Raw genomic sequence first — 25482 nt, 5'->3', positions numbered from 1 at the left:
GCGGGATGCCTCGTCGCGTTAGCTTGCCTGGTTGCGTTTGGCAGGTGGGAGCTTGAGCAGACGCAGGCCGTTGAAAATGACGAGCAGGGAAGCTCCCATGTCGGCAGCGATCGCAGCCCAGAGGGAGGCGTGATTGACGGCCATCAGGATCACGAACAGAACTTTAATGCTCAACGCGAAGATGATGTTCTGGCGGATGATCTTCAGTGTGCGGCGTGAATGATGAATCAGCCAGGGGATTCGGGTCAGGTCGTCAGTCATCAAGGCGATGTCAGCTGATTCAATGGCGACGTCACTGCCCGCGGCGCCCATGGCGATCCCCAGGCTCGAACGTCCCATGGCAGGTGCATCGTTAACGCCGTCACCAACCATGGCGACATGCTCGTATTCATTGACGAGGGACTCAATGACCGTGAGCTTGTCTGCCGGAAGCAGCTCTGCATGTACCTGATCCAGACCGATCTCCCGGGCGACGGCTTGCGCGGTGCCCTGGTTGTCACCCGTCAGCATGACCAATTGCTCGATCCCCGCGGCGTGCAGATCGCGAATGACGGTCGCAGAGGTGTCGCGCACGCGGTCTGCCAGCGCGATGAAGCCACAGACGTGTGTGTCGTTACCGACCACGACGACGGTCTGTCCGCTGGTCGAGAGTTCCTCCAGCTGCTGATGCACTTCGGCTGTTTCCTCTTTGCGTTCTTCCAGGTAACGATGTGAGCCGAGCCAGAAATTTCTGCCGTTCAGCGTAGCGGTAGCCCCTTTGCCCTGGATGATCTGATAGTCGTCCGCAGGCTGATACGCGACGTTCCGCTCGGTGGCTGCTTCGAGGATGGCCAGTGCGAGGGGGTGGTTGCTGTGTGCTTCCAGGGCCGCGGCGCGTTCGAGCAGTTCGGCTTCGGTGTGTCCGTTCAGGGGAACGATTCTCGTGACGACCGGCTTCCCCTGCGTGAGTGTTCCCGTTTTGTCCAGAGCCAGGGCGCGGAGCCGGGAAGGCGTTTCCACGAACGCGCCCCCTTTGATGAGTACGCCGTTACGGGCAGCAGCAGCCAGCGCTGCGACGATACTGACGGGCGTCGAGATCACCAGGGCACACGGGCAGGCGATGACCAGCAGGACCAGGGCACGATACATGGCATTGTGCCAGCTGACCTGCAGCAGCAGAGGCAGGCTCACCAGCATCAGCAGAGCGAGCACCATGACGATGGGAGTATAGATCCGGGCGAATTTCTCGACCCAGAGTTCGGAGGGAGACCGCTTCGACTGCGCTTCCCCCACCATGCGAATGATCTGGGCAAGGACGGTGTCCTCAGCCGGCTTAGTGCTTTTCGCTTCCAGCAGACCATCGCCGTTGATCGTGCCGGCGTAAATTTCATCGTCCGCCTGTTTGCCGATGGGCACCGATTCGCCGGTGATCGGCGCCTGGTTAACGTCGCTGATCCCCTTGATGACGGTGCCGTCCAGCGGAATCTTTTCGCCGGGACGAATCAGAAACACGGTGCCGACCGAAACAGATTCTGCGGCAACCGTGATTTCATTCCCTTCCGCATCGCGGACACGGGCGATGGGCGCGGACAGGTCCATCAGAGCAGCGACCGCTTTGCGGGCGCGACCCACGCTCCAGGCTTCCAGCAGTTGTGAGAACGAAAACAGAAAGGCAACCGCGGCCGCTTCGAACCATTCGTCGATGAACAAGGCTCCCAGTACGGCGACGCACATCAACAGGTTCATGTCGGGACGCAGACGCTTTAAGGCAAACCAGGCTTTGGGTAACACGAACCAGATGCCGCTCAGCATGGCTGCCAGATACTGGATGCGCACAGGCAACGGCATGAAGCCTCCTGCGGCTTCTTCTGCGCCGAGGGCCGCAGCGAAGCTGCCCGCCAGGATGACGTGGGTTACGAATGCGGAGACCAGCATGATGCCACTCACGCTGGTCAGCAGGGTTCTGCCGTGACGCTTCCAGAAGGAGTCCGAAGCCTTTTTTTTGTCAGGCTCCCAGGGTTCTGCCTGCATACCGGTCTGACGGACGGCGGAGATGATGGCTTCACCGGTAACGGGTTCCGCATTGAGGGTGACCGTCATCCTGCGATTGAGGATATCGAAAAACAGGTGCTCTTCGCCTCCCACCAGGGGAGAGAGTTCCCTCTTGAGGATCGTGACTTCCTCGGCGCAATCCATATCCTGTATCTTGAAGATGAGCTCGGTTGATTCCTGTTTCATGCAGCGGGACATTCAGAATGAAGGGATGTGGGAAGATCTGATTCTGTTGTTTCAATCATAGCACTTGAGGAATGCAAACAAAAACTTCGGTTTTTTTTCTTCGCAAAATTCCTGAAAAGGGATAAGATCCTGCTCAGATATAAGGAATAACAGGACCCCGATTCAAACAGCCGCTGAAGGGAATGACGACAATGAGTAAAGACTATCTGGGCGCCAGGCAGAAAAAACTGATTTCACAGATCAAACGGATCGGGGCCGAGGCCTTGCTGGTAACCAGTGAAACGAATGTTACGTATTTAACCGGTTTCAGCGGTGATTCCAGTTATCTGCTGATTGGCAAAGATCAGACCGTCCTGATCAGCGATGGACGATATACCACGCAGCTGGAAGAGGAATGCCCGGGACTGGATGTCCACATTCGCAAGCCGACGGAATCGATGATCGTGGCCCTGGAGCAGGTCCTGAAAAAGTCGCATCTCACCAAAGTGGGACTGGAGAGCCATGTCGTGACCTGCGATCTGCTTGATGCGTTGACTGGAATTACACCGGCTATTCAGTGGAACCCGGTATCGAATGTGGTGGAAGAACTGCGGATGGTCAAAGATGCCTCCGAGATCCAGGAGATCCGCGAAGCCGTCGATCAGGCGCAGCGCGGCTTTGAAGTCTTTCGTGCACTGTTGACCAATGAGATGACCGAACTGCAGGGAGCGCACGAACTGGAACACGCGATGCGGCGGTTTGGTGCGCGACAGGCGGCCTTCGATCCGATCGTGGCTGTAGGAGAGCGATCAGCTCTGCCGCATGCGATCCCCACGGAAAAGCTGATTGGCGAATCCCCGTTTATGCTGGTGGACTGGGGGGCGATGACCCAGAAAGGGTATCGCAGCGACCTGACTCGGATGATCATCCGTGATCGGGCTCCCTCGAAACTGAAGAAGGTCTACAATACGGTACTGCAGGCGCAGCTGGCCGCGATTAAAGCCATTAAGCCCGGGGCTCTCTGCAAAGACGTCGACCAGGTCGCACGGAAAGTCATCAACAAGGCCGGCTTCGGCAAACAGTTTACCCACAGCCTGGGCCACGGTATTGGCCTGGACATTCACGAAGGCCCTCGACTGGGGGGCAATGTCGAGACCGAACTCAAGCCGGGGATGATTGTTACGGTGGAACCGGGCATCTATCTGCCGGGCTGGGGGGGCGTCCGCATTGAAGATGATGTGCTGGTGACCCGGAGCGGACATGAGGTCTTGACCAGCGTTCCCAAGGATTATGAGTCGGCGCTGGTTTAATTTCGCGAGAAGCCTATTACAATGTACATGGGCAGGCAGGCCTGCGCTCCATTTTCGAGTGGCGTCAGAAGTTCTCTGATCGTAATAAGTAAGAAAAACTGACGTAAGTCTCTTATTTAAAAGGGTTATGGATGTTGGGGCTCTGCCTGATTTTATTGCAGAAACTTCCCGGTTGCGCTTGGTATTCTCGGGGGTTTTGGCTTAGAATCTCTCCCAACACAAGTCAGACAGGGTAGATAGTGCGCGCAATCAGTGAATGCGATCCTTTCCCGGCATCAATTTGATTCTTCAAGAAACCGGAACGCACCACTGGCAGCAGTGAGCGTTGAATGCCCTCATTACAGCAGGCAAAGCACGTGCAGCTTGAGAATATGAAATAAGGTAGGTCAATGGCAAAGAACGAGGTGCCGAAAGGCGAGCCTTTCGATTTGGAAAAACTTCAGACACTGTTTGAAATGATGGAAAAGCACGGATTGACGGAAGTCAATCTGAAGCGGGGCGAAGAAACCTGGAAGCTGCGTCGCGGTCCCCAGGAAACCATTTCCATGGTTCCCGCAACGCATGCTGTTCCTCAAGCGGTTCCGCAACCCGTTGCAGCGGCTCCTGCCGCTCCGGCGCCGGCACCTCAGGAAGCAACTCCTGCTGCTGATTCGGGGCCTGCCATCAAGAGCCCGACCGTGGGGACCTTTTATTCCTCACCCAGTCCCGATGATCCACCGTTCGTCAGTGTAGGATCCAAAGTCAGCGCTGATACGATTGTCTGCATTGTCGAGGCGATGAAGGTCTTCAATCAGATTCCCGCCGAGCTCAATGGTACCATCAGCGAGGTTCTGGTCAAAGATGGTGAAGCGGTCGAATTCGGCCAGCCCCTGTTCAGAATCAGCCAGGGCTGAGACCCGTTGTCGTACCATGGTCGCCGGTCGCGATCGGAATGTCAGATGTAGGATCCTTTTACCAAGTCAAAACATATGTTTCAGAGAATACTGGTTGCCAACCGAGGAGAAATCGCACTGCGAGTGATTCGTGCCTGTCGTGAAATGGGCATTGAGACAGTCGCGGTCTTCAGTGAAGCAGATCGTGGTGCTCACTACCTCTCACTGGCTGACGAAGCCTACTGTATCGGACCTGCTGCAGCGACCGACAGTTACCTGATGATCAACCGGATTATCAGTGCTGCTGAAATCGGTAACGTGCAGGCGATTCACCCCGGCTACGGGTTCCTGGCAGAAAACGCGCATTTTGCGGAAGTCTGTCGGAGCTGTAACATCGAATTCATCGGACCTCCCCACGAAGCAATGGCACAGCTGGGCGATAAAGTCTCGGCACGTGAAATTGCCAAAAATGCCAACGTACCTGTTTCGCCGGGTACCGAAGGTCTGGTTACCGACGAAGCCGAAGCCCTGCGGGTGGCCCAGGAGATCGGTTATCCCGTACTGATCAAGGCTACCGCCGGCGGTGGTGGTAAAGGGATGCGAGTCGCCCGGAATGACATTTCGCTGAAAGCCGGTCTGAAAGCAGCCGCTGCCGAAGCGGAAGCCGCATTCAAAAATTCCGGCGTTTACATTGAGAAATACATCGAGAATCCACGGCACGTGGAAGTCCAGATCCTCGCGGACAATCATGGCACCGTACTCCACCTCTGGGAGCGGGACTGCAGTCTGCAGCGTCGTCACCAGAAGCTGGTGGAAGAGAGCCCGGCTCCGAACCTGCCTCAGTCGGTTCGCGAAGAAATCTGTAAAGCGGCCTGCCGCCTGATCGAAGAAGCCGGTTATACCAATGCCGGTACGGTCGAGTTCTTGGTAGGGCCGGATAACCAGTTCTACTTCATCGAAGTCAATGCCCGTATTCAGGTGGAACATCCCGTGAGCGAAGAGGTGACGGGGCTCGACCTGATCAAGCAGCAGATCCGTGTTGCGGCAGGCGAAAAACTGGAACTGAAGCAGAAGAACGTTCCCTGCAATGGCTCCGCAATTGAACTGCGTATCAATGCCGAAGACCCCGACAATGATTTCCGGGGTTCGCCGGGTAAGATCACCAAACTGCGCGTTCCCTCAGGTCCCGGAGTGCGGTTTGATTCGCATATCTATGAGGGCTATACCGTCGGCCCTTATTATGACTCCCTGATTGGCAAGCTGATCGTGCATCGGCCGACACGCGAGGAGTCACTGGCGTGTATGCGTCGATGTCTGGATGAGTTCGTCATTGAAGGGATTAAAACGACAATTCCTCTGGCGAAGAAGATCTTCAATCATTCGGCCTTTATTGAAGGTAAAGTCGATACCACGTTCATTGAACGTACCTGGTAATCGCCGGCCGGTTGAAGTTGATGATCACGGATGGTTCTGTATTGTGACAGGCTCGTGGAAACTGCGTTCGTGGTTCCGCAGAGAGAGTCCCCTGATGTCAGAACGAATCTGGAGATCAGACCGAAGTTCGCTCATCTCTAGTTGTGGTATGGTACATTTTTGAGCCTCAGTCACTGACCGGAGGCCTTACTTTTACGAACAGATAACAGGAAGAATAATGAGAGTTGGTATTTTAACTGGTGGTGGTGACTGTCCTGGTTTGAACCCGGTAATCCGCGGTGCCGTCCGCGTGATCTGCAATGCTGGTGGCGAAGTCTACGGCCTGCTGGAAGGCTGGCGGGGAGCCATCGAAGGCAACTACATCGAACTGAATTCGGAAAACACTGACGACATCATTTTCAAAGGGGGAACCATCCTCGGTTCTTCCCGTACGAACCCCTACAAGAACGAAGCAGAAGATGTTCCTAAAGTACGCGAAACCTTCGAGCGTCTGGGCCTCGACTGCCTGATCGCCATCGGTGGTGATGACACCCTCGGTGTCGCGAACAAACTGTGGAACGATTACAAGCTGCCCGTGATCGGCTGTCCCAAGACAATCGACAACGACCTGAGCTCCACCGATGTGACCTTCGGTTTTGACACTTCCATCAACATCGTGATGGAAGCCGTTGACCGTCTGCGGACCACAGCCGAATCGCACCGCCGGATCATGGTTGTCGAAACCATGGGCCGTCATGCAGGCTGGATCGCGCTGTTCTCCGGATTGGCAACCGCCGCCGATTACACGCTGGTTCCCGAAGTGCCCATCGAAATGGATCGCATGGTCGAAGTTCTGAAAAAGCGTCGCGCTAACGGCAAGATGTACGGCATCATCATCGTCAGCGAAGGTGCACAGTTCAACGAAGAAGAAGGCGTGGTCACCCAGGATGGTGAAGTCGACGACTTCGGTCACGTCAAGCTGGGCGGCATTGGTGAAACCGTTGCCAAGATGATCGAAGACCGGACCGGTTTCGAAACCCGTCACGTGACCCTCGGTCACCTGCAGCGTGGTGGTTCTCCCAGTGCAGCAGACCGCGTACTCGGAACCCGTTGCGGCGTTCACGCCGGCTGGCTCGCATTGAAGCATCACTTCGGTTACATGGTGGCTCTGCGGGGTACTTCCATCGTTCCCGTTGCTCTGGCTGACGCTGTGGGCGAGATGCGGGCACTCGAGAAGAACTTCCTCGAAGAAGCAGAAGTCTTCCTGCAATAGTCGATCAATAGGATCAAAGTCACAAGAGTCAAGGCGCTGGCAACAGCGCCTTTTTTTATGCACAGAACGTGAGTCGGGCATTCCGCCGCTCACACTACTGATCAGGGGCGAATTACTTAACAATCTTATCTATTGGCTATTCCGGTCTTTCACGCTAGCTTCCCATCCCCCCGGCTGTTTAAGATAGGAAGATAAATTCATACCGGCTGTTTCAGCTGCGCCTGCCAACATCACAATCCACGGCACATAACGACTTCGAATCATCTTCCCGGAGGGACAAATGACGTCACAGCGCTTGTTTCGTATTCACACCTCACTTTTCTGCTCTCTGATTTGTCTGATACTGGCAACGCCCCAGTTGCTGCAGGCGGAGGACAAAGGGTTTCAACCAATCTTTGATGGCAAGACTTTGAAGAACTGGGACGGCGATCCCCGTTTCTGGTCTGTTAAAGATGGGGCGATCACGGGAATCACCACCAAGGACAATCCGACACAGGGGAATACCTTCATCATCTGGCGTGGAGGCGAGCCTGGCGATTTTGAACTGAAACTGCAGTACAAAATCATCGGACATAATTCAGGAATCCAGTATCGCAGCTTCCCCGTCAAAGGTGCAGACAAGTGGCGGATCGGCGGTTACCAGGCCGACATGGAAGCCGGCGATAAGTATTCGGGAATTCTCTATGGCGAAAAGTTTCGCGGCATTCTCGCGCTGCGGGGCGAGAAGACTGTGATCGGCAAGAATCACAAACCCAAGGTGGTCGGTTCTGTCGGTGATACTGATGAGATTCAGAAGCACATCAAAAAAGAAGACTGGAATGACTATCACATCATCGCCCGCGGTAATCATTTCATTCACAAGATCAACGGCATTACCACGGTCGACGTGACCGACAACGATGTCGACATGCGACGCGACAAAGGGCTGATTGCACTGCAGTTGCACGCCGGTCCTCCGATGGAAGTTCAGTTCCGCGATATTCAACTCAAAGAACTGCCGGCCTCTAAGGAGACGTCATCCACTGATGGCGCTAAAAAAAAAGTCGTCCTTATCGCCGGTAAAAAAAGTCACGGTTACGGGGCACACGAACATCGTGCCGGCTGCATGCTGCTGGCTGAGGCATTGAACAACAGTGGTTTGAATATCGAAGCCACCGTGGTCACCGAAGGCTGGCCGAAAGACGCTTCGATTCTGGATGACGCTGATTCCATCGTCATTTACTGCGATGGGGGTGGCCGTCATCCTTACAACGAGCACCTGGACGAACTCGACGAACTGGCAAAGCAGGGCGTGGGGATGGTTAACATTCACTATGGGGTGGAAGTTCCCAAGGGGAAATCCGGGGACGCCTTCCTGCGCTGGATCGGCGGTTATTTTGAAGAGTGGTGGTCGGTCAATCCGCACTGGACCGCCGACTATAAAAGTCTGCCCGCACATCCGATCGCGAATGGCGTCAAACCATTTTCCATCAACGATGAATGGTACTACCACATGCGGTTTCAGCCGGAGATGAAAAACGTCGATCCGATCCTGACCGCAGTGCCTCCCAAAGAAACACTCAAACGTCCCGATGGGGCTCACAGCGGTAATCCGGCTGTGCGGAAAACCATCGGACAGCCTCAGCACATGGCCTGGGCCTATGAGCGTCCGGACGGTGGTCGCGGTTTTGGTTTTACCGGCGGTCACTTTCACTGGAACTGGGGCAACGATGATTTTCGCAAACTGGTGCTGAATGCCATCGCCTGGTCTGCCCAGGTGGATGTGCCAGCCGATGGGGTGGCTTCGGCTCCGGTAACCCTGGAGCAACTGGAAGCCAACCAGGATTATCCACAGCCGGATAACTTTAACCCCGCACGCATCAAAGCCCTGCTCGCTCAGTGGAATCAATAGGCGAGTTTTTCTGCAACAGAACACCGATTTGAGACAGCTACTGAAATAACATAAGGAAACTGACTCCATGAACTACCGTTGGCTTGCCATTATTCCGGCTCTGTTTTTCTCAACCTCTCTGACAGGTTCCTCACTGTTCGCGCAGTCGGAGCACGACGCCGACCAGGCCGTGCCCAATTTGACCGTGGCACCGGGGCTGAAGGCGACACTGTTTGCCTCCGAACCCCGCATCAGCAGTCCCTCCAGCATGGACGTCGATGCACAGGGCCGCATCTGGATCTGTGAAGTCGTCAATTACCGTGCCGGGATCCGAAACATCCCCACACGCGAAGCCGGGGACCGGATTGTCATTCTCGAAGATACGAATGGCGACGGCAAAGCCGATGAGTCGAAAGTGTTCTACCAGGGAAATGACATCAACGGTTCACAGGGAATCTGTGTGCTGGGGAATAAGGTCATCGTGGCTGCCTCTCCGAATGTTTTCCTGTTTACTGACGAAGATAACGACGGTAAGGCTGATAAAAAAGAGCTGCTCTTCAAAGTGGCGGGGGGCGAACATGATCACTCGGCGCATGCGTCGGTCTTCGGTCCGGATGGTCGGCTCTACTGGAACTTCGGGAACTCAGGGAAGCAGGTCTTCGATGCGGCAGGCAAACCGATTCTGGAACGCGATGGTCGCCCCGTGCTGGATAACGGAAAACCTTACTGGGGTGGGATGGTCTTTCGCTGTAACCTGGACGGCAGCGACTTCGAAGTACTCGCCCATAACTTCCGTAATAACTACGAAGTGACCGTCGATTCCTTCGGTACCCTCTGGCAGTCAGACAATGACGATGATGGTAACCGTGGTGTCCGCATTAACTACGTGATGGAATTCGGAAACTACGGTTATCTCGATCAGCTGACCGGGGCCCGCTGGAAAACGCCGCGAACCGGCATGCACGAAGAAATTCCTCTACGTCACTGGCATCTCCGCGATCCGGGTGTCGTTCCCAACCTGCTGCAGACCGGTGCGGGATCCCCGACCGGGATCTGTGTCTATGAAGGTGCTCTACTGCCGGAGAAGTACCGGAATGAAATCATTCATTCTGACGCCGGTCCGAATGTGGTCCGTGCGTATCCGGTGAAAAAAGAAGGCGCCGGTTATGAAGCCGAGATCGCCAATATTATTACCAGTGAAAAGGACAAATGGTTTCGTCCCTCCGATGTGTGTATCGCCCCCGATGGTTCTCTGTTTGTCGCAGACTGGTACGATCCGGGCGTCGGCGGACACCGGATTGGCGACCAGGAACGGGGTCGAATCTTCCGCATTGCTCCTCCGGATGCAAAATATCAGTTTCAAAAACTGGATCTGAGTACTATCGAAGGCGCGATTGCCGGCATCAAGAGTCCCAATGTCGCGACCCGTTATCTTGCCTGGAACAAGCTGCACGAACTGCAGGCAGAAGCACAGCCACAACTGGAAGAACTCTATCAGTCTGACAACCAGAGGTTCCGCGCTCGCGCCCTCTGGCTGTTAGCTGGTATTGATGGAAAAGCCGGAGACTATGTTTCTCTGGCGATCAAAGATAAGAATCCCGATATCCGCATCACCGGATTGCGGGTGGCACGTCGTTACAAGCTGGATGTGATTCCCTTCGTGAAACAGCTGGCTCACGATGACTCACCCCAGGTACGCCGCGAATGTGCGATTGCCCTGCATCACAGTAAATCGCCCGCAGCACCGGAACTCTGGGCGACGCTCGTCGATCAGTACAATGGTAAAGATCGCTGGTATCTGGAAGCACTCGGGATCGGCATGGACGGGCAGGAAAAGAAGTTCATGACTGCCTGGCTCAAGCAGGCGGGTGACAACTGGAATACCCCGGTCGGTCGAGATCTGCTCTGGCGATCTAAAATTCCGCTGGCGATTCCGTACCTGGTGAAAATCATTGAAGATCCCCAGACGCAGCAGGCGGCGCTGCCGCGCTACTTCCGTGCTCTGGATTTCATCCCCGGTAAAGAAAAGAACGCAGCCGTCGCCGAACTGTCTCTGTTCAAGGAAGACGGGAATCAAAAACGGGAAACCTACATCATCGCGGAAGCTTTATCGCGGATGTCAGCGAATGTCGTCACCAGCGATAAAAAATATCAGCAGGCATTGAACCAGGTGATCGACAGCAGCCGGGGGACTCCCGAGTTCATCAAGCTGGTCGAAAAGTTCAAAGCGAAGGAATACTATCCCGAACTGGTAAAGCTGGGCAGCCATTCCGGCAAGTCACAGACCGCCGTCGATGCGATTCGTGCGGCTCTGACTCTGAAGCAGAATGCCCTGATTCAAAAAGCGCTGAACAGCAAGCGGGATAACGAAAAAGAACAGAATCAGAAACTGGACCTGATCTGGGCGCTGGGAAATGCCGCCCATAATGGTGCCAATAAGATTCTGCTCTCAATCATCCAGGACCCAGAGGAACCACTGGTCGATCGACGCGAAGCCGTGAGGGCGGTTGCGAAATCCCGTCCGGGAGCGCACGCGTTACTGGATCTGGCTGAGAAGGGCAAAGTGGATCCCCAGCTGGAACAGACGGCTGCTGCTGCCATGTCTTCCACGATCATGAAGGACGTCAAGGAACGGGCTGCGAAGCTGTTCCCCGCACCTCCCACCCGGAATAACAAGCCTTTGCCACCGATCAATGTGCTGGCGGGCATGAAGGGGGATGTAGTCGATGGTCGGGTGATGTTCAACACCAAGGGGACCTGTGCCAAGTGCCACGTGGTGAATGGCATGGGGAAAGAGGTCGGCCCGGATCTCTCCGAGATCGGCAAGAAGCTGAGCCGCGAGGCGTTGTTTGAATCGATCCTGTACCCCAGTGCCGGGATCAGTCATAACTTCGAAGCGTACACGGTGATTCTGGTCTCGGGTAACGTGGTGAATGGTCTGCTGGTCAATAAAACCGACGACGCCATCACGATCAAGGATGCCGAAGCCATTGCCCGTACCTTTAAAATGGATGACGTCGAAGAAGTGATTCAACAGAAAGTCTCGCTGATGCCGGCTGATCTGCAGAAGGTACTGACGGAAGAAGAGCTGATTAACATCGTCGAATATCTGACGACGCTCAAGCAGGCCAAGCCGATCAAAAAGGCCAGTCTGTAAGCGTCATCCGCTGATTCTATTGTCCAACGAGTGTCTGCCCGGCTGTGGGAAATCACAGAGCCGGGCAGAGTCGTTTTGTTTTCACGACTGTTAATAAACGGGTTAATCTCCTGTTCTCTGATTTCTTTTACTACGATCTATGCTAAGATAGCTGCTGTGGCATTTTTGTCTCTTTCAGCTGGCAAGCGTCATGAATCAGAGCGTCATTTCTAAATCGATTCCCCGGATTTCAGAGTTGGGGACCGATCTGCTGCAGCTGACAGGCTGTCAGCGGAGGAGAGCACTCTCGTCTCCGTTTCTGGCCTGCGCCGCTTATTGGATCTGCGCCTGTCAGGGTTACTGGGTCCTGGCTGTCCTGTCGCTGATGGTCATGAGCTTTTTGACCTACGGCTCTGTTTCACATGATCTCGTGCATCAGAACCTGGGTTTGAAGCGGAAAACCAACGACCTGTTCCTGATGTTGATTGAAGCGATTTCGTTGCGGAGCGGGCACGCCTATCAGGTGGTGCATCTGTATCATCACGCGCGGTTTCCTCACGATGATGATATCGAAGCTGGTGCTTCCCGGATGTCCCTGGTGGGCGCTCTGTGCGAAGGCTTTCTTTTCCAGCCGCGTATCTATCTCTGGGCATTGCGACATCCACGAGGCCGATTGAACTGGATCATAGTGGAAGGTGTTCTGGTAGGCTCAATCATTGTTGCGGCGTTTCTTCTGATTCCAGTCACAATTGTGCCGCTGGTTTATGTCTGCCTGATGATTGCCGGAAGCTGGATCATTCCGCTGATCACAGCTTATATCCCGCACAATCCCCAGGGACAGGATGCCGCCCACCAGACGCGACTGTTCCGCGGGACTCTCTTTCGCCTGATTGCCTTCGATCATTTGTATCATCTGGAGCATCATCTGTATCCCAATGTTCCTCATCAGAACTGGCACCGGCTGGCACAACGTCTGGATCCCTGGTTTAAACAGATCGGCCTGAAGTCGATTCGTTCCTGGTTCTGAAACTTACAATCTTGGGAGAAATTCATGATCAGCAGGTGGCTGCGATTTCTGTTATGGCAGCCTTATGCACTGCTCTGCCGCCGGTTTCCTCTCTGGCCGTTCCAGGTCAAGATTACGCAACCGGTGGAATACGTGACCTGTATTCAGATCGACAATTTACTCACACGCACGCTCAGCCGGTTCAGTGGCGGCTATGATTACGCAGTCTGTTACCTGGTTGACGAGACACTGCTGATCGACACCGGGTTTCCCTGGGCCCGTCGGAGTCTGAAGCAGACGCTGCAGAAACTGGGCGTTGTGGAAACGATTACGACCGTCGTGAACACGCATTATCATGAAGATCACACGGGGAACAATGATCTGCTGGTGGAGCTGTGCGACGCGCAGGTTCTCGCGCATGCGGATGCGATTCCGGAAATCCGCTTTCCTGTGGAGTTGCGCTGGTACCGCAGTTTCCTGTTTGGCCCTTCCGCCATCGCGGATGCCCAGCCGATCAGAGATTCGATAAAAACGGAACACATGCGATTCGAGGTCATCGAAACTCCCGGCCATTGCCCCGGGCATATCTGTCTGTTCGAGCCGGAGCGGAAGATCCTGTTCAGCGGCGATCTCTATATCGCAGCCGACCTGGACAGTCAGCTGGGAGACGCGGACGGTCCGAAATGGATCGCCAGCCTGGAGCAGGCCATTCAGCTGCGTGCGGAGTGGCTGTTTGATGCGCATGGAACGGTTCTGGAAGGGGCCGAGGCCGTGGAACAGCATTTGAGCCGCAAACTTGCGTTCCTGCAGACGATTCGCGATCGCGTGTACGAGTTTGCCACGCACGCACAGACGATTGAAGAACTGACGCGTAAGGTCTTCGACCGACGTGGCCTGGTCGACTTTCTTTCATTTGGCGAAGGCTGGCTGTCGCTGATTACCGGTTCGGACTTCTCTCGGAGTAATATCGTCAAATCGTTTTTGAGAGAGAAATTCCAGCAGGAAGCATCTGCATCGCTGATTCAAGAACTTGAAAAAGAAGCAGGTGAACCGCGGATTTCCTCTGCTTAAGCTCAACAATCCCGGGAGAAGGGTTTAAGATTGTCAGGAGGCCGTCGCGTTTTCCGGGCGAGATTCAACAATCAATCGTGAGCAGGTGAAATGGTTCCAGCTGAACGTTATCGTGAAATCGAAGTCAGTGGTTCTCCCCGCGAGATGGGCAGGCAGTTGGGAGAAGCTGCTGCTGAAGATGTGCGGGCTTTTTGTGCTGTGGCGCTGGAGCGTCTTCAGGAGACGATGCAGGTCCGCCCAGAACGGGCCCGGGCTCTGGCGGAAGTCTGTCTGCCTGTCGCGAGAGAATATAGTCCCGATTCGGTAGAGGAACTTGAGGGGCTGGCCGAAGCCGTCGCTGTTCCGCTGTGGCAGATCATGCTGTTGCAAATCCGGAATCAGTTCACCCCGGGACCGGATGCGGGCTGCACTTCGCTGAGTGTTCCGGATCCTTCCGGAAAGGGAGCGATCGTGGCTCAGAACTGGGACAATGACCCGGCTCTCGATGCGTTTACCATCGTGTTGACGCGTCGCCCGACGGGGAAACCGGCGCTGATGACGTTAACACAGGCCGGGTTGATTTCCTACATCGGGTTCAATTCAGAGGGCATTGGTGCCTGTCTGAATTCCCTGCCTGCCCCCAGTCGCGCACACGGAGTACCGCACTATTTCACGCTCCGCGAGCTCTATGAAGCAGACAGCCTGGCAGGCGCGGTGGAGGCGATCCAACGGGCCGAGCGGGCGATTCCCGCGAACATCATGCTGGCGACTCCCGAAGGACCTGCGAACCTGGAAGTGACGATTGACAGTGTGCAGGTCTTAAGGCCGGATGAGACAAGCTGGATTACGCATACCAATCATTGTCTGCATCCGGAGTTTTGTCACTACAATGCTGAATTTCCGGAACTGATCGGTTCACACCCGCGTAAGGCGCGGATTGATGAATTGTTTCAAGCCAGTTCCGCCGATCCAGGAGTCGCAGAGATCAAAACTGCTCTCCGCGATCATCAGGATTATCCACGATCGATCTGCAGGCATGTCAACGACGACCCCGACCACGGCTACTGGCAGACTGTATTTTCCGTAATCATCGAATCGGAGCGGCAGCGGATGCATGTCTCGCGGGGCACCCCCTGTAACCAAAGTTATGAAGTGTATCAGCTTTGAGCTCAAAGCGTTCGTTGCTTAAATCTGGTAAGCGATGTCAGAAGTCAGGACGTTTTGCTCCCCCTGAGTTTCATTGAGCGACATTAAAATTACCTCAATCAGTTTCTTGCGATCAATGGGCTTCGTCAGATATTCGTCGCAGCCTGCATCCAGACATTTCTGACGATCACCGTTCATCGCGTGTGCTGTCAGCGCGATGATCGGTACCTGGAAACCAGCGTCTCTCAACTGCCTGGTCGCATTGTAACCATCCAGAACCGGCATCTGCATATCCATCAGGATCAAGTCAAACGGCTGCCCCTGTGATTCGGCTGCTGTCGCCTGATCGATGGAAATCTGACCATTTTCTGCCAGGCTGACGTCCGCACCTGCTTTTTTCAGCAGGAAGGTGATCAGCCGCTGATTGTAGAGGCCGTCTTCCGTCAGCAGGATGCGATACCCTTTAAGAGGTGTGCCTGGAAGAGTCTCAGGAGAGACGGCTTCTTTTTCTTTCGCAATCGGTTTCAGGCTGGTTGCCACTTGTTCTACCAGGGGAACATTATTCAGGGGGCCGGTACCGACTCGGATGGTAAAGGTGCTACCCTCGCCGTGGGTACTGCTGACAGAAATCGATCCACCCAGCAGTTCTGCCAGGCGTTTGCTGATCGTCAGTCCCAGCCCGGTACCTTCAAACTTGCGCGTCATGGAACCATCGGCCTGGGTGAAGGGGTTGAACAGAGTTTCCAGACATTCTGTGGGAATACCGATTCCAGTGTCGATGACTTCGAACTGCAGCTGTGGTGCCTGCCCTGATTCATTCAGCAGGCGTGTGACGACTTTTACGGAACCGGTTTCAGTGAATTTAATCGCATTGCCGATCGTATTGATCAGAATCTGTCGCAGACGTGTAGGATCGGTCTGGATCGTTTCGGGAATGGGGCCCTCAATCTGAAATTCCAGCGGCAGTGCTTTGGCGACCGCGCGGACATTCATCAATGAAGAGACATTATTCAACAGTTCGTGGGGCGAGCAGGCGATCTGTTCGACTTCCATTTTTTCGGCTTCGATTTTGGACAGGTCCAGAATGTCGTTGATGAGTCGGATCAGGTATTCGCCGTTTACCTTCACGGTTTTCGCTGCTTCCACATTTTCGGGAGCGGAAACGTTCTCAAGCAGGATATCGTTGAAGCCGAGAATGGCATTCATCGGGGTACGGATTTCGTGGCTCATGTTGGCAAGGAATGCACTCTTGGCGCGGTTGGCGGCCTCTGCATGTTCCTTCGCTCCGATCAGTTCGAGTTCAGCCTGTTTGCGGGAGGTAATATCTGTCCCATACAGGTTCACGTAATTCTCTTTGACGATCGGTGTCACATTCAATGAATAGAAACGACTTTCTGCCTCGACTTCGATCTGAATCGATTTCTCCATCTGCAGTGCCTGTTGACAGACATCCTGGATGTCCTGTGGGATATACCCACCGGTTTGAACTCCCCAGGAGTTCAATAACGGAGTACTGGAGATATTCGCGTATAATAACTTGCCTGTTTCAGAAGAACGCATAACTGGATTGCAGTTTTCATTTGCAAAACGGGAAAGGCGTTCAATTTCGCAAGCCGTTCGTTGTTGTTCGGTGACATCCAGCACGACCGCAACCAGTACCCGGCGGTTGCCCATTTCAGACATCTCCAGATGCACCTCGATCGGGTACTCGGTCCCGTCTTTCCGACGATGAGTGCAGTTCAGGTCAACATTGCTCTGCGTACCCTGTTTCAAAGGTTCCAGCAGTTCCGACAGTTCTGCATGTGTGAGCTCCGAGGTGATATCGATCGGAGTCAGCTGTTTGAGTTCTTCCAGGCTGTAACCAATATTTTCCCGGGCACCCCGGTTGGCATGTATGAATCGGTGCGAGTCGAAATCGAGAATATAAATTTCATTCAATGATTGATCCAGAATCTTACCAAATGCGCTGAGCTGTTCGGCCCGCTCATTGGCTGCCTGCAGATCCTGAGCCTTGATTTCCAGTTGGCGATTAGTTTCTGAGATTTTCTGATTGGCGAGATGCAGTTCGCTGGTTCGTTTTTGAACCTCGCATCTAATCAGCGTTTTCGTTTCCTCCAGGGCCGCTCTCTGACGCGCCATCGCCTGCATTTCTTGCATGTTCTGTTGAATGGCAATGATCAGGAAGATGTCTTCGAATACAACCCAGGCACCATGTTCGACAATCCGCCAGGGGCTGGCTGTGAGCGCACCGAAGACCGCCTGGGGGTACAACAGCCCGAATGCAGTATGGTCAATGACAACGACCATGGTCGCCGAGATCAAAACGCGCCAGTCCCGGTAAAAGGCCAGGAATGCCAGGGAACCAAAAATGTGGAAGTGTGTTTCAATCCGCCCGCCACTGAGGTGGATCAATAAAGATGACGTCAACATCTGGCTGATTGCAATTACGTGTCGGGTCAGGACGCGGCCCGGATGAAACCAGGCCAGAAAGACGGGGAAGCAGGTAATCAAACCGCCCAGGATGACAGCCGCCCAGACATGCAGATGGGTCTGATTTAAATTACCGATCCAGGTATACGGGGTCACCAGGCAGGCAGCTCCGATGGCAGCCAGCCACTGGATAATCATCAGAACAGCGAACAGACGGTCGGTTCGCTGACAGAGCTGCTGACGAAGTTCGTTGAAAAGTTCGTCTGCTCTTTGTGCGAAATCAGGTTGGCAGGGTTTGTTGAGGATACTGAGTTTCATTTCTTTTCCTCCTGTCGGCATGTCTTTTCCCGTCCCAGCAGGGGGCAACCGAATGTGTAAGTCTGATGCCGCTCTGAGTTGCCCTGAGAGAGATATTCAAGAACTGCACTGCTGCCGCGATTGGCCCCCGTGTGTCCCCGTGATCCGGTGATTCCCCCGTGGAAGACCAGTTCTCCCCGAGTGTCATACAGGGCGACATATCCGGAGGTCGTGGCACCGAACAGCCGGGCAGCCTGGCCATCCAGGTCTGTATTGACGGTCACTCCGGGAATTGCTGCCGCCGCTTTCCAGAGATCTGTTTTTTCCCAATCCTGAGGGAAGTTCTCCGGCTTATAAAATTCGACACGCGCATCCAGTCGTTCAGGGCCGTAAGCCATGATCTGTTCCAGTTCGCTGATGCTGGCCCGAGTACAGGGGCAGCGGGGGTGCGCAAACATGACCAGGGTGGGACGGAATGCATTCCAGGTGGTCTGACTTTCTGTCGGCCACTGAGTCGGTGAATGCGCTACCGCACCGGGAGTGGTCTGATAACTCCAGAGAACTCCCATCACGGACAGAATCAGACCTGCCCAGACGATTGTCAGACAGGGAATGAGATACCGGTTCCCGATCCGTCTGGAAGGGATAGGTTTCAATCGGAGTGGTTTCTCAATATGCCAGATACTGGAGATATTCATCAGGTCAAATCGATTCTTTGTAGATAAGACTGGTCAGGGGCGTTTCTGCAGAGGTCTCTGCAGGCTCCTTACCGGGAATCTGCACCACAGCGAAGAAAACATAAGTTGAAATCTGTGGTGCGTGGGTGGAATCAGCTTAAAAACTGATAAAACGATCCGGTATCTGGCACAGACCAATGTATAGGCTTCACAACCGGTAAAAATCAGTTGAAATAAGGAGGAATTCCCATGCAGTTTTCAGGGGAGTAAGCTGAGAAATAGCTTGGGATTGCGTGCATTCTGAACAGGAGGATTTCCCTCAGATTTGATTCACATGCTTTAGAAAGATCGTTCAGAAATTCGGTGGGACTCAATCTGAGTTTTACCCCTCCAGCCAGGTGGGTAAAGAGAACTGCTGATTCGCAGCATGATTTCAGGCAGGCGCAAAAAAAGACTCAGGTATAACCCTGAGTCTAATTTAGTGCCCAAGAGAGGACTCGAACCTCCACGGGGATTACCCCCACTAGCCCCTCAAGCTAGCGCGTCTGCCAATTCCGCCACTTGGGCTCGGCTGCAGATGCTCTCATTTACCTGTACAGGTGCCTGAAAACAGTCTGAATGTCGAGGATTTCCCAGTATAACAATCCGGGTGGGACCATCAAGGGAAGCGGAGGCCAATCTCGGGGTGAAAATGCGGGGATTTTACGAAAATGGACCTCCAATGAGTTCAAACTACCCTCCCCGTATAATCTGCATTTTTGTAAACTACGCCCCGTTTTCGACCGTCGCAACAGCGTTTCTCCGTGGAATACGGAAGTCTGGCTGTTTCCGACACCCTGAATCGATTCGAACAAGGATGTCCGATGCTGATTTTCAACCGCCGGAATACTGATATCACCCTGAGCGTGCTGTTCCTGCAAGGTCTGCTTGCGCTCTGTCTGCTGGCTTCGCCTGTCTCGTTACAGGCAGACACAGGAACCGGGGCGGCAGGTTCGCCTCTGCTCGACGATGCCAATCTGCATGCGGTGCAGTTTCTGGGTTCCAAAACCGGTTGGGCGGTCGGCGATCGGGGCGTGATTCGCAAGACTGTCGACGGCGGACAGAGCTGGCAGTTTGTGCCGAGCCCCGTGGATTGTCCTCTGAGACATATCTGTTTTGTCACCGATCAGATCGGCTGGATCGCCGGTGGAGGGACGGCCCCTTACGGTCATTTAAACCAGGGCGTTCTGTTGTTTACCAAAGACGGAGGCCAGACCTGGACCGAGCTGATCCAGAAGCGATTACCGCGCCTGCATTACGTGCGGTTCTTCGGCATGCAGCAAGGGGTCGTGGTGGGAGACACCTCGGTCCAGCATGCGACCGGCGTTTTCAAAACAGAGGATGGTGGCCAGACCTGGCAGGATATCACAGGTCACGAAGCGGACGGCTATCGCAGTGCCGCCTTCTTCGATGAAGAGACCGGAGTCGTGGCCGGCAACCGGGGACATCTGACCCTGGTCGGGGGTGGCGCCGTCATGCCGCCACGCTTTCCACCACAGGGGCTGCGCGGCATACAGAACATCAATGTCCCGTTGACTTCACCGGGCTGGATGGCCGGCGATGGCGCCATGTTACGAAAAACGACCAATCGGGGACTGGTCTGGGAAATGCCTGCAGGGGCGCTGCCCGATCCCTTAAAAGATTTTACCGATTTCAAAGCCGTCGAAGTCCGCGGTGATCGTATCTGGGTCGTCGGCGATCCCGGATCGGTGGTCTGGCACTCCAGAGACGGAGGCCGGACCTGGCATCAGCAGTGGACGGGACAGAGTATTCCCCTCTCATCGATTGATTTTGTCGACGATCAGATCGGCTATGCAGTGGGGGCACTGGGAACCATCTTACGGACAAGCGACGGCGGTATGACATGGCAGTCGAATCATGCGGATGCCCGTCGTGTGGCACTGATGTGCGTGCATGCCCAGCCCGAACAGATTTCGTTTGAGATGTTGAGTAAATATGCGGGCGATCAGGGTTACCGCAGTATGGTCATGCTGCCGATTCGTCGTGACCTCGGACCGGAGGGGCCCCGATTTCAGGATCTCGATCTGCGACTCGGCGAAGCGGTCGTCAGTGTCGGGGCTTCTGTGGGACGACAGGACTGGCGTTTCCCCGTCGATATTCCTGAGCTGGAACAGAATGCAGATCGCCTGATTGCAGAATGGAACAAACATACGGAAGGTCGGCTGGCTGCGGTCACGCTGAGTCGCTTTGTGTCGCAGCTGCGTACCTGGCGGCCCGACGTGTTGATCATCGATCAGCCCCAGGGAAAGGATGCCGCGTCCACTCTGATGAAAGATGCGATGCTGCAGGCAGTCCGTTATGCCGCCGATGGATCACGATATCTGGAACATCGGGAGCAGGCGGGGTTGAATCCCTGGAAGGTTAAAAAGGTCTTTCTGCGCTTGCCGCCGGGAAGCTCGGGACATGTCTCGGTTGAGGCAGACGAATATCTTGCACGTCTGGGCCTGACGGCTGCGACCGCGGCTTCGTCTGGAAAACAGATTCTGGGCAAGGAAGTCACCGGCGAGGAAAGTCGCTTTGTGTATCGTCAGATCGATGTGGACGCCGTTGAGGGAACGGGGGCACCATCCGTGATTTCGGGGGGGAGCCTGTTTGCGGGGATTGGTATCGCACCGGGTTCCGCGGCTCGTCGAAAACTGTCAGAGATTAACGTCGAAGATGAAGAACGTAATCGGAAGCTGGCTGAACGTCAGCGGAACCTGAAAGCGATCGCTGCGAAGCTGATTACGGATCCCCAGTATTCCGCTCAGCTGGTATCACATTTGAAAACGATGACACAGGGTATGTCTGAACGACAGGCAGCGTTGCAGCTGGAGCAGCTGGCTCAGCAATACATCGATCACCAGGATCTGGAGAAAGCCGAAGCGACCTGCCAGGAACTGGTCGAGCAGTATCCGCGTCAACCGGAGGCCGTGCGGGCGATGCTCTGGCTGTTTCAGCTCTGGTCGAGTGAAGAGATCGCCTGGCAGAGAAATAAAAATGTACCCGTGGAACGCAGCCGGTCGACCAACTCACCCGGACAGGTGACCGACCAGGTACAGAACGCCTCACAGTTTTCGGATCCTTCAACGAACTCATTGCTGGAGACCGTGCGGCAGGTAGGTCAGCTGAATACAGGGGCGCCCGAGAACTGGCGGACCCAGACTGCTGAGAACTGGAAGAAGCAGGCCCTGGCGGCGGTGCACTGGTTCCAGAAATACGCGCCCGCTTTTTATGAGACGCCGGAAGTGCAGATTCCCCTGGCGTCGCTGTATCGTCTGATCGGTTCGCATGGCAAGGCCGACGATATTTTCCGTAATTACCACACTCCCGCAGCGAACGAGTCGTGGAAGAAGATTGCCAAGGCGGAAAACTGGTTACTGCATCCGGCCAGTGCCCCGCCACGTCCGGTGTATCTCTGTAAATTCACCAAGACGCGACCGATCCTGGACGGCGTGTTGTCCGATGAATGCTGGCAGTCTGCGGACGAACTGCACCTCTCCGCGAATCCTGCGGAAAACGGGGGAGACCCGGATGCGATTGGTGCCAACCCGCTGGATCGTCCCTTTGTGCTGATGTCTTATGACCGGGAATACCTGTATGTGGCCGCCAGTATTCCTGTCAGAGATGAACTGGAATATCCCGCGGCTCCCGATTCGGGGCGGACCTACGATGCGGATCTGCAGCGGCAGGATCGCCTGGCTTTCGCGTTTGATATCGATCGGGATTACACGACTTACTATCAGCTGGAAGTCGATCACCGCGGGTGGACGCGTGACAGCTGCTGGATTGATCAGAGCTGGAATCCCCGCTGGTACGTGGCGCGCGAGAAAGACAAGCGGCACTGGCGGACCGAGTTCGCGATTCCATTACAGGAACTCGTACCACAGACACAGCTCAAACGCAGCACCTGGGGCTTTTCGGTCGTGCGGATTCTGCCCGCCATCGGTCTGGAAGGCTGGAATTACCCCCTGACGACGTCTCCCCGTCCCGATACGTTCGGGCTGATGAAGTTTGAATAGACGCGCAGCCGGTAATACTCACAGTCGCCGTTTTTCTCTGACGCTCTGCGTTTCACGCAGCATTCGATTCGCTTATGATGACGTCGATTAAGAATCGATGGGACGATCGGCGGTTGAGTTGCCGCTGGTCTGCAGAGCGATTAGTTTTGAAAGAGAAGATGGAGCGGCGATGGGTTACCTGATTGGCATGGACGAAGCAGGCTATGGTCCGAATCTGGGACCGCTTGTGATTACGGCCAGTTTATGGGAAGTCCCCGGGGAACCGCGCGCCTTCGATTTCTGGTCGGCACTGGAATCCGTGGTTTCCAACAGCCGTCCCCGCCGTAATTCTGAATTGCTGCACGTCGCCGATTCCAAAGAAGTCCACTCGTCTGCCAAGGGACTGGGGCCGCTGGAACGTTCGACCTTTCCTTTTCTGCAGATGGTCAATGATGCCGACCAGGTGGATTCGCTGGGAAAACTCTGGCGGTTATTGATCGCTTCTCCCACGCATCTGGACGCGATTCAGGAACATCCGTGGAACGGAGACGACCGGTTTGCACTGCCCACGGCCGTCGAAACTGAGGGGACGCGCGACTCACAACAGAAGCTGCAGACGGCACTGGACGCAGCTGGCATCAAGCTTAAGGCACTCTGCTCGGAGATTGTGTTGCCCGAGCGGTTCAATCATTTGTGCAGAGAGTATGGCAGCAAAGGAGTGATGCTGACGCGGCTGTGTATGCAGCTGCTGACACGCGTCTGGGATCGGAACAGTGATGAGCCCACGCTGATCATTGGAGACAAGCACGGCGGGCGAAATCGCTACGATGAATATCTGGATGAGATCCTGGATGGCGAAATGATCTTCCGCGTAGAAGAGTCGACAGCACGGAGTATCTATCGTGTGGGGGCCACAGAGATTCGCTTCCAGACCAAAGCCGAGGCGCATTTTCCGGTCGCGGTTTCCTCCATGGTCTGCAAGTACACCCGCGAAGTGATGATGGAACTGTTCAACCAGTTCTGGTCGGAACATGTGCCTGACATCAAGCCGACGAAAGGCTATCCGGTTGATGCACGACGCTTCAAAAGTGAAATCGCGGCAGCCCAGGCTGAACTGGAGATTTCCGACCAGATTCTGTGGCGTGGTCAGTAATTATTCGGTGGTTTCTGAATCTGCAGGCTCAGTCGCCGGGAAGAAGCGACTGGTGGCAATTCCCACTGCGAAGACGGTCGTGGCTCCGATGAGCGTGTACCAGGGCCAGGCGACGGTGCCCTTGATGATGAAGGCGACATAGAGCACGGTGGCCAAGCCAACGAGAAAACCGAGCAGGGCGGAAGCCTGCGAGGCCCGCTGACTGAACGTGGCCAGGAAAAAGATCCCGAGAATCAGGCCCGTAGAGATGCCGGCGATGGCCAGCACGTTTCCAACGACGCTGCTTTCGATCGACTGGCTGGCGATCCCCACGAAGATCTGCGCGAGACCGAAGAGAACCGTAAACACACGACTGAGGGCTACCAGCTCGGACTGCTGTTTTTTCCTGGAGGTCAGCGGTAAGTAAAAGTCGTTAACCAGGGCACTGGTGGTCGAACTGAGGGAACTGGAGAGGGTCGACATTGCGGCTGCGAAGACGGCGGCCAGCGTGAGCCCCTTAATCCCCTTGGGCAGGTTGTCGATGATGAAGGTGGCGAATACTTCGTCGGGCTTTTCGAACGGCGTGGCTGGCGGAAAACTCTGGTAGAAGGCCGCCAGGCCAATGCCGAGGAGCAGGAACAGGGCGAACTGTAAGAAGACCACGAAGCCACTGAAGCCGAGCGCCCGGGCCGCATCGCGCTGATTGCGTGCACCGAGGTACCGCTGGATCATCAGCTGGTCGGCACCATGGGTGGCCATAGAGAGGAACATGCCGCCGACCAGACCGGCCCAGAAAGTATAAGTCTGAGAGAGGTCCCATTGGAAATCGAACATGGTCCATTTGTGATTCGCCACGGCGAACTGTTGATAGTCGGTCCATCCCCCGGGGAGTGCCTCGAGAATGATATAGAACGCGAAGAGCGCGCCGGCGATATAGATTACGAATTGCAGGCAGTCGTTCCAGACGACCGATTTCATCCCCCCCAGACAGGTGTAAATGATCGTGCCGATGCCGATGACGACCACGCAGGCAGAGATGGGAATTCCGACCACTTTCTCCAGCACGAGCGCGGTCAGGTACAGACGGAGTCCATCCGCGAGGGTGCGCATCACGATAAAGGTCAGCGAGGCCAGGCGTTCGGTTTTGCCGCCGAACCGTTTTTTGAAGACTTCGTAAGCGGAAAAGATTTCACCCCGGAAATAGAGGGGAAGCAGAAACAGGATCACCAGGAAGCGTCCCACAATATAACCCAGGGGAAGCTGCAGGAACTGGAGGTTACCATCCGGCTGATAAGCGATGCCGGGCACACTCAGGAAGGTAACGGTGCTGGTCTCTGTGGCCACGATGGAGCCGAGGATGGCCCACCAGGGTAGCGTTTTTCCGCCGAGCAGATAATCGGACAGATCTTTCTGTTTGCCGCCCACCCAGGACCCGAACCAGACAACGCCTGCCAGGTAGAGTCCCAGAATGATCAGATCGATATTTCCGATGGCGATGTTCACAGTGCAACCCGTTATATTGGAACGTGTGATGATTGGCAGAACGCGTGACAGGAACTTCAGGGGGCACAATTTCCAATTCCAGTGGAGTTTGGCGAAGTGCATCCTTTCGAGATTCAGAATCCCGGTTATCA

At 55.0% G+C, this 25482-nt stretch carries 15 protein-coding genes and 1 tRNA gene; 11 read left to right on the top strand and 5 right to left on the bottom strand.

The features are described 5' to 3' along the window. Window positions 1-18: 18 nt before the first annotated feature. On the bottom strand, window positions 19-2217 hold the full coding sequence (locus tag F1728_RS12470; protein WP_155364380.1) for a heavy metal translocating P-type ATPase: 2199 nt from the start codon (window positions 2215-2217) through the stop codon (window positions 19-21). A gap of 191 nt (window positions 2218-2408) precedes the next feature. Here F1728_RS12470 and F1728_RS12465 point away from each other — a divergent pair, with 191 nt between their 5' ends. The 9 genes from F1728_RS12465 (at window position 2409) to F1728_RS12425 (ending at window position 15293) form a co-directional block, all read left to right on the top strand. Beyond that, window positions 2409-3506, top strand: a complete 1098-nt coding sequence (locus F1728_RS12465; protein ID WP_155364379.1) for a M24 family metallopeptidase — start codon at window positions 2409-2411, stop codon at window positions 3504-3506. Between the two features lie 389 nt (window positions 3507-3895). Further along, window positions 3896-4399, top strand: coding sequence for an acetyl-CoA carboxylase biotin carboxyl carrier protein (gene accB / locus F1728_RS12460; RefSeq protein ID WP_155364378.1), 504 nt, complete (start codon window positions 3896-3898; stop codon window positions 4397-4399). 75 nt (window positions 4400-4474) lie between these two features. Continuing rightward, window positions 4475-5812: an acetyl-CoA carboxylase biotin carboxylase subunit gene (gene accC / locus F1728_RS12455; RefSeq protein ID WP_155364377.1), complete on the top strand. Its 1338-nt coding sequence runs from the start codon at window positions 4475-4477 to the stop codon at window positions 5810-5812. Between the two features lie 217 nt (window positions 5813-6029). Continuing rightward, on the top strand, window positions 6030-7064 hold the full coding sequence (locus F1728_RS12450; protein WP_155364376.1) for a 6-phosphofructokinase: 1035 nt from the start codon (window positions 6030-6032) through the stop codon (window positions 7062-7064). 280 nt (window positions 7065-7344) lie between these two features. Continuing rightward, entirely contained in the window at window positions 7345-8955 is a 1611-nt protein-coding gene (locus F1728_RS12445) for a DUF1080 domain-containing protein (protein WP_155364375.1), read from the top strand. 67 nt (window positions 8956-9022) lie between these two features. Continuing rightward, on the top strand, window positions 9023-12091 hold the full coding sequence (locus F1728_RS12440; protein WP_155364374.1) for a PVC-type heme-binding CxxCH protein: 3069 nt from the start codon (window positions 9023-9025) through the stop codon (window positions 12089-12091). Between the two features lie 190 nt (window positions 12092-12281). Beyond that, on the top strand, window positions 12282-13097 hold the full coding sequence (locus F1728_RS12435) for a fatty acid desaturase family protein (RefSeq protein ID WP_155364373.1): 816 nt from the start codon (window positions 12282-12284) through the stop codon (window positions 13095-13097). A 24-nt stretch (window positions 13098-13121) separates the two neighbouring features. Beyond that, entirely contained in the window at window positions 13122-14147 is a 1026-nt protein-coding gene (locus F1728_RS12430) for an MBL fold metallo-hydrolase (RefSeq protein WP_155364372.1), read from the top strand. 90 nt (window positions 14148-14237) lie between these two features. After that, entirely contained in the window at window positions 14238-15293 is a 1056-nt protein-coding gene (locus F1728_RS12425; protein ID WP_155364371.1) for a C45 family autoproteolytic acyltransferase/hydolase, read from the top strand. Between the two features lie 18 nt (window positions 15294-15311). Here F1728_RS12425 and F1728_RS12420 read toward each other — a convergent pair whose 3' ends face one another. The 3 genes from F1728_RS12420 to F1728_RS12410 form a co-directional block, all read right to left on the bottom strand. Then, window positions 15312-18020 (bottom strand): ATP-binding protein, encoded by a 2709-nt coding sequence (locus F1728_RS12420; RefSeq protein WP_194242794.1) that lies wholly within the window; start codon window positions 18018-18020, stop codon window positions 15312-15314. Next, on the bottom strand, window positions 18017-18697 hold the full coding sequence (locus F1728_RS12415) for a thioredoxin domain-containing protein (protein ID WP_155364369.1): 681 nt from the start codon (window positions 18695-18697) through the stop codon (window positions 18017-18019). Before F1728_RS12415 ends, F1728_RS12420 begins: the two co-directional genes overlap by 4 nt. A 461-nt stretch (window positions 18698-19158) precedes the next feature. Next, window positions 19159-19243: transfer RNA gene (locus F1728_RS12410), tRNA-Leu, on the bottom strand. Between the two features lie 296 nt (window positions 19244-19539). Between F1728_RS12410 and F1728_RS12405 the strand changes: the two genes are divergently transcribed. Together F1728_RS12405 and F1728_RS12400 are read left to right on the top strand one after the other, a co-directional pair. Beyond that, window positions 19540-22737, top strand: a complete 3198-nt coding sequence (locus tag F1728_RS12405) for a YCF48-related protein (protein ID WP_155364368.1) — start codon at window positions 19540-19542, stop codon at window positions 22735-22737. 169 nt (window positions 22738-22906) lie between these two features. After that, on the top strand, window positions 22907-23869 hold the full coding sequence (locus tag F1728_RS12400; protein WP_194242793.1) for a ribonuclease H family protein: 963 nt from the start codon (window positions 22907-22909) through the stop codon (window positions 23867-23869). Here F1728_RS12400 and F1728_RS12395 read toward each other — a convergent pair whose 3' ends face one another. Beyond that, window positions 23870-25351, bottom strand: coding sequence for a sodium:solute symporter (locus F1728_RS12395; RefSeq protein WP_228030703.1), 1482 nt, complete (start codon window positions 25349-25351; stop codon window positions 23870-23872). It lies immediately after the preceding gene. Window positions 25352-25482: the final 131 nt, after the last annotated feature.

Origin of the sequence: Gimesia benthica (assembly GCF_009720525.1) — a bacterium.
In the GTDB taxonomy this organism is placed as follows: Bacteria; Planctomycetota; Planctomycetia; order Planctomycetales; family Planctomycetaceae; genus Gimesia; species Gimesia benthica.
Note: the sequence above shows the minus strand (reverse complement) of the source record. Positions and strands in the feature narration are given on the sequence as shown.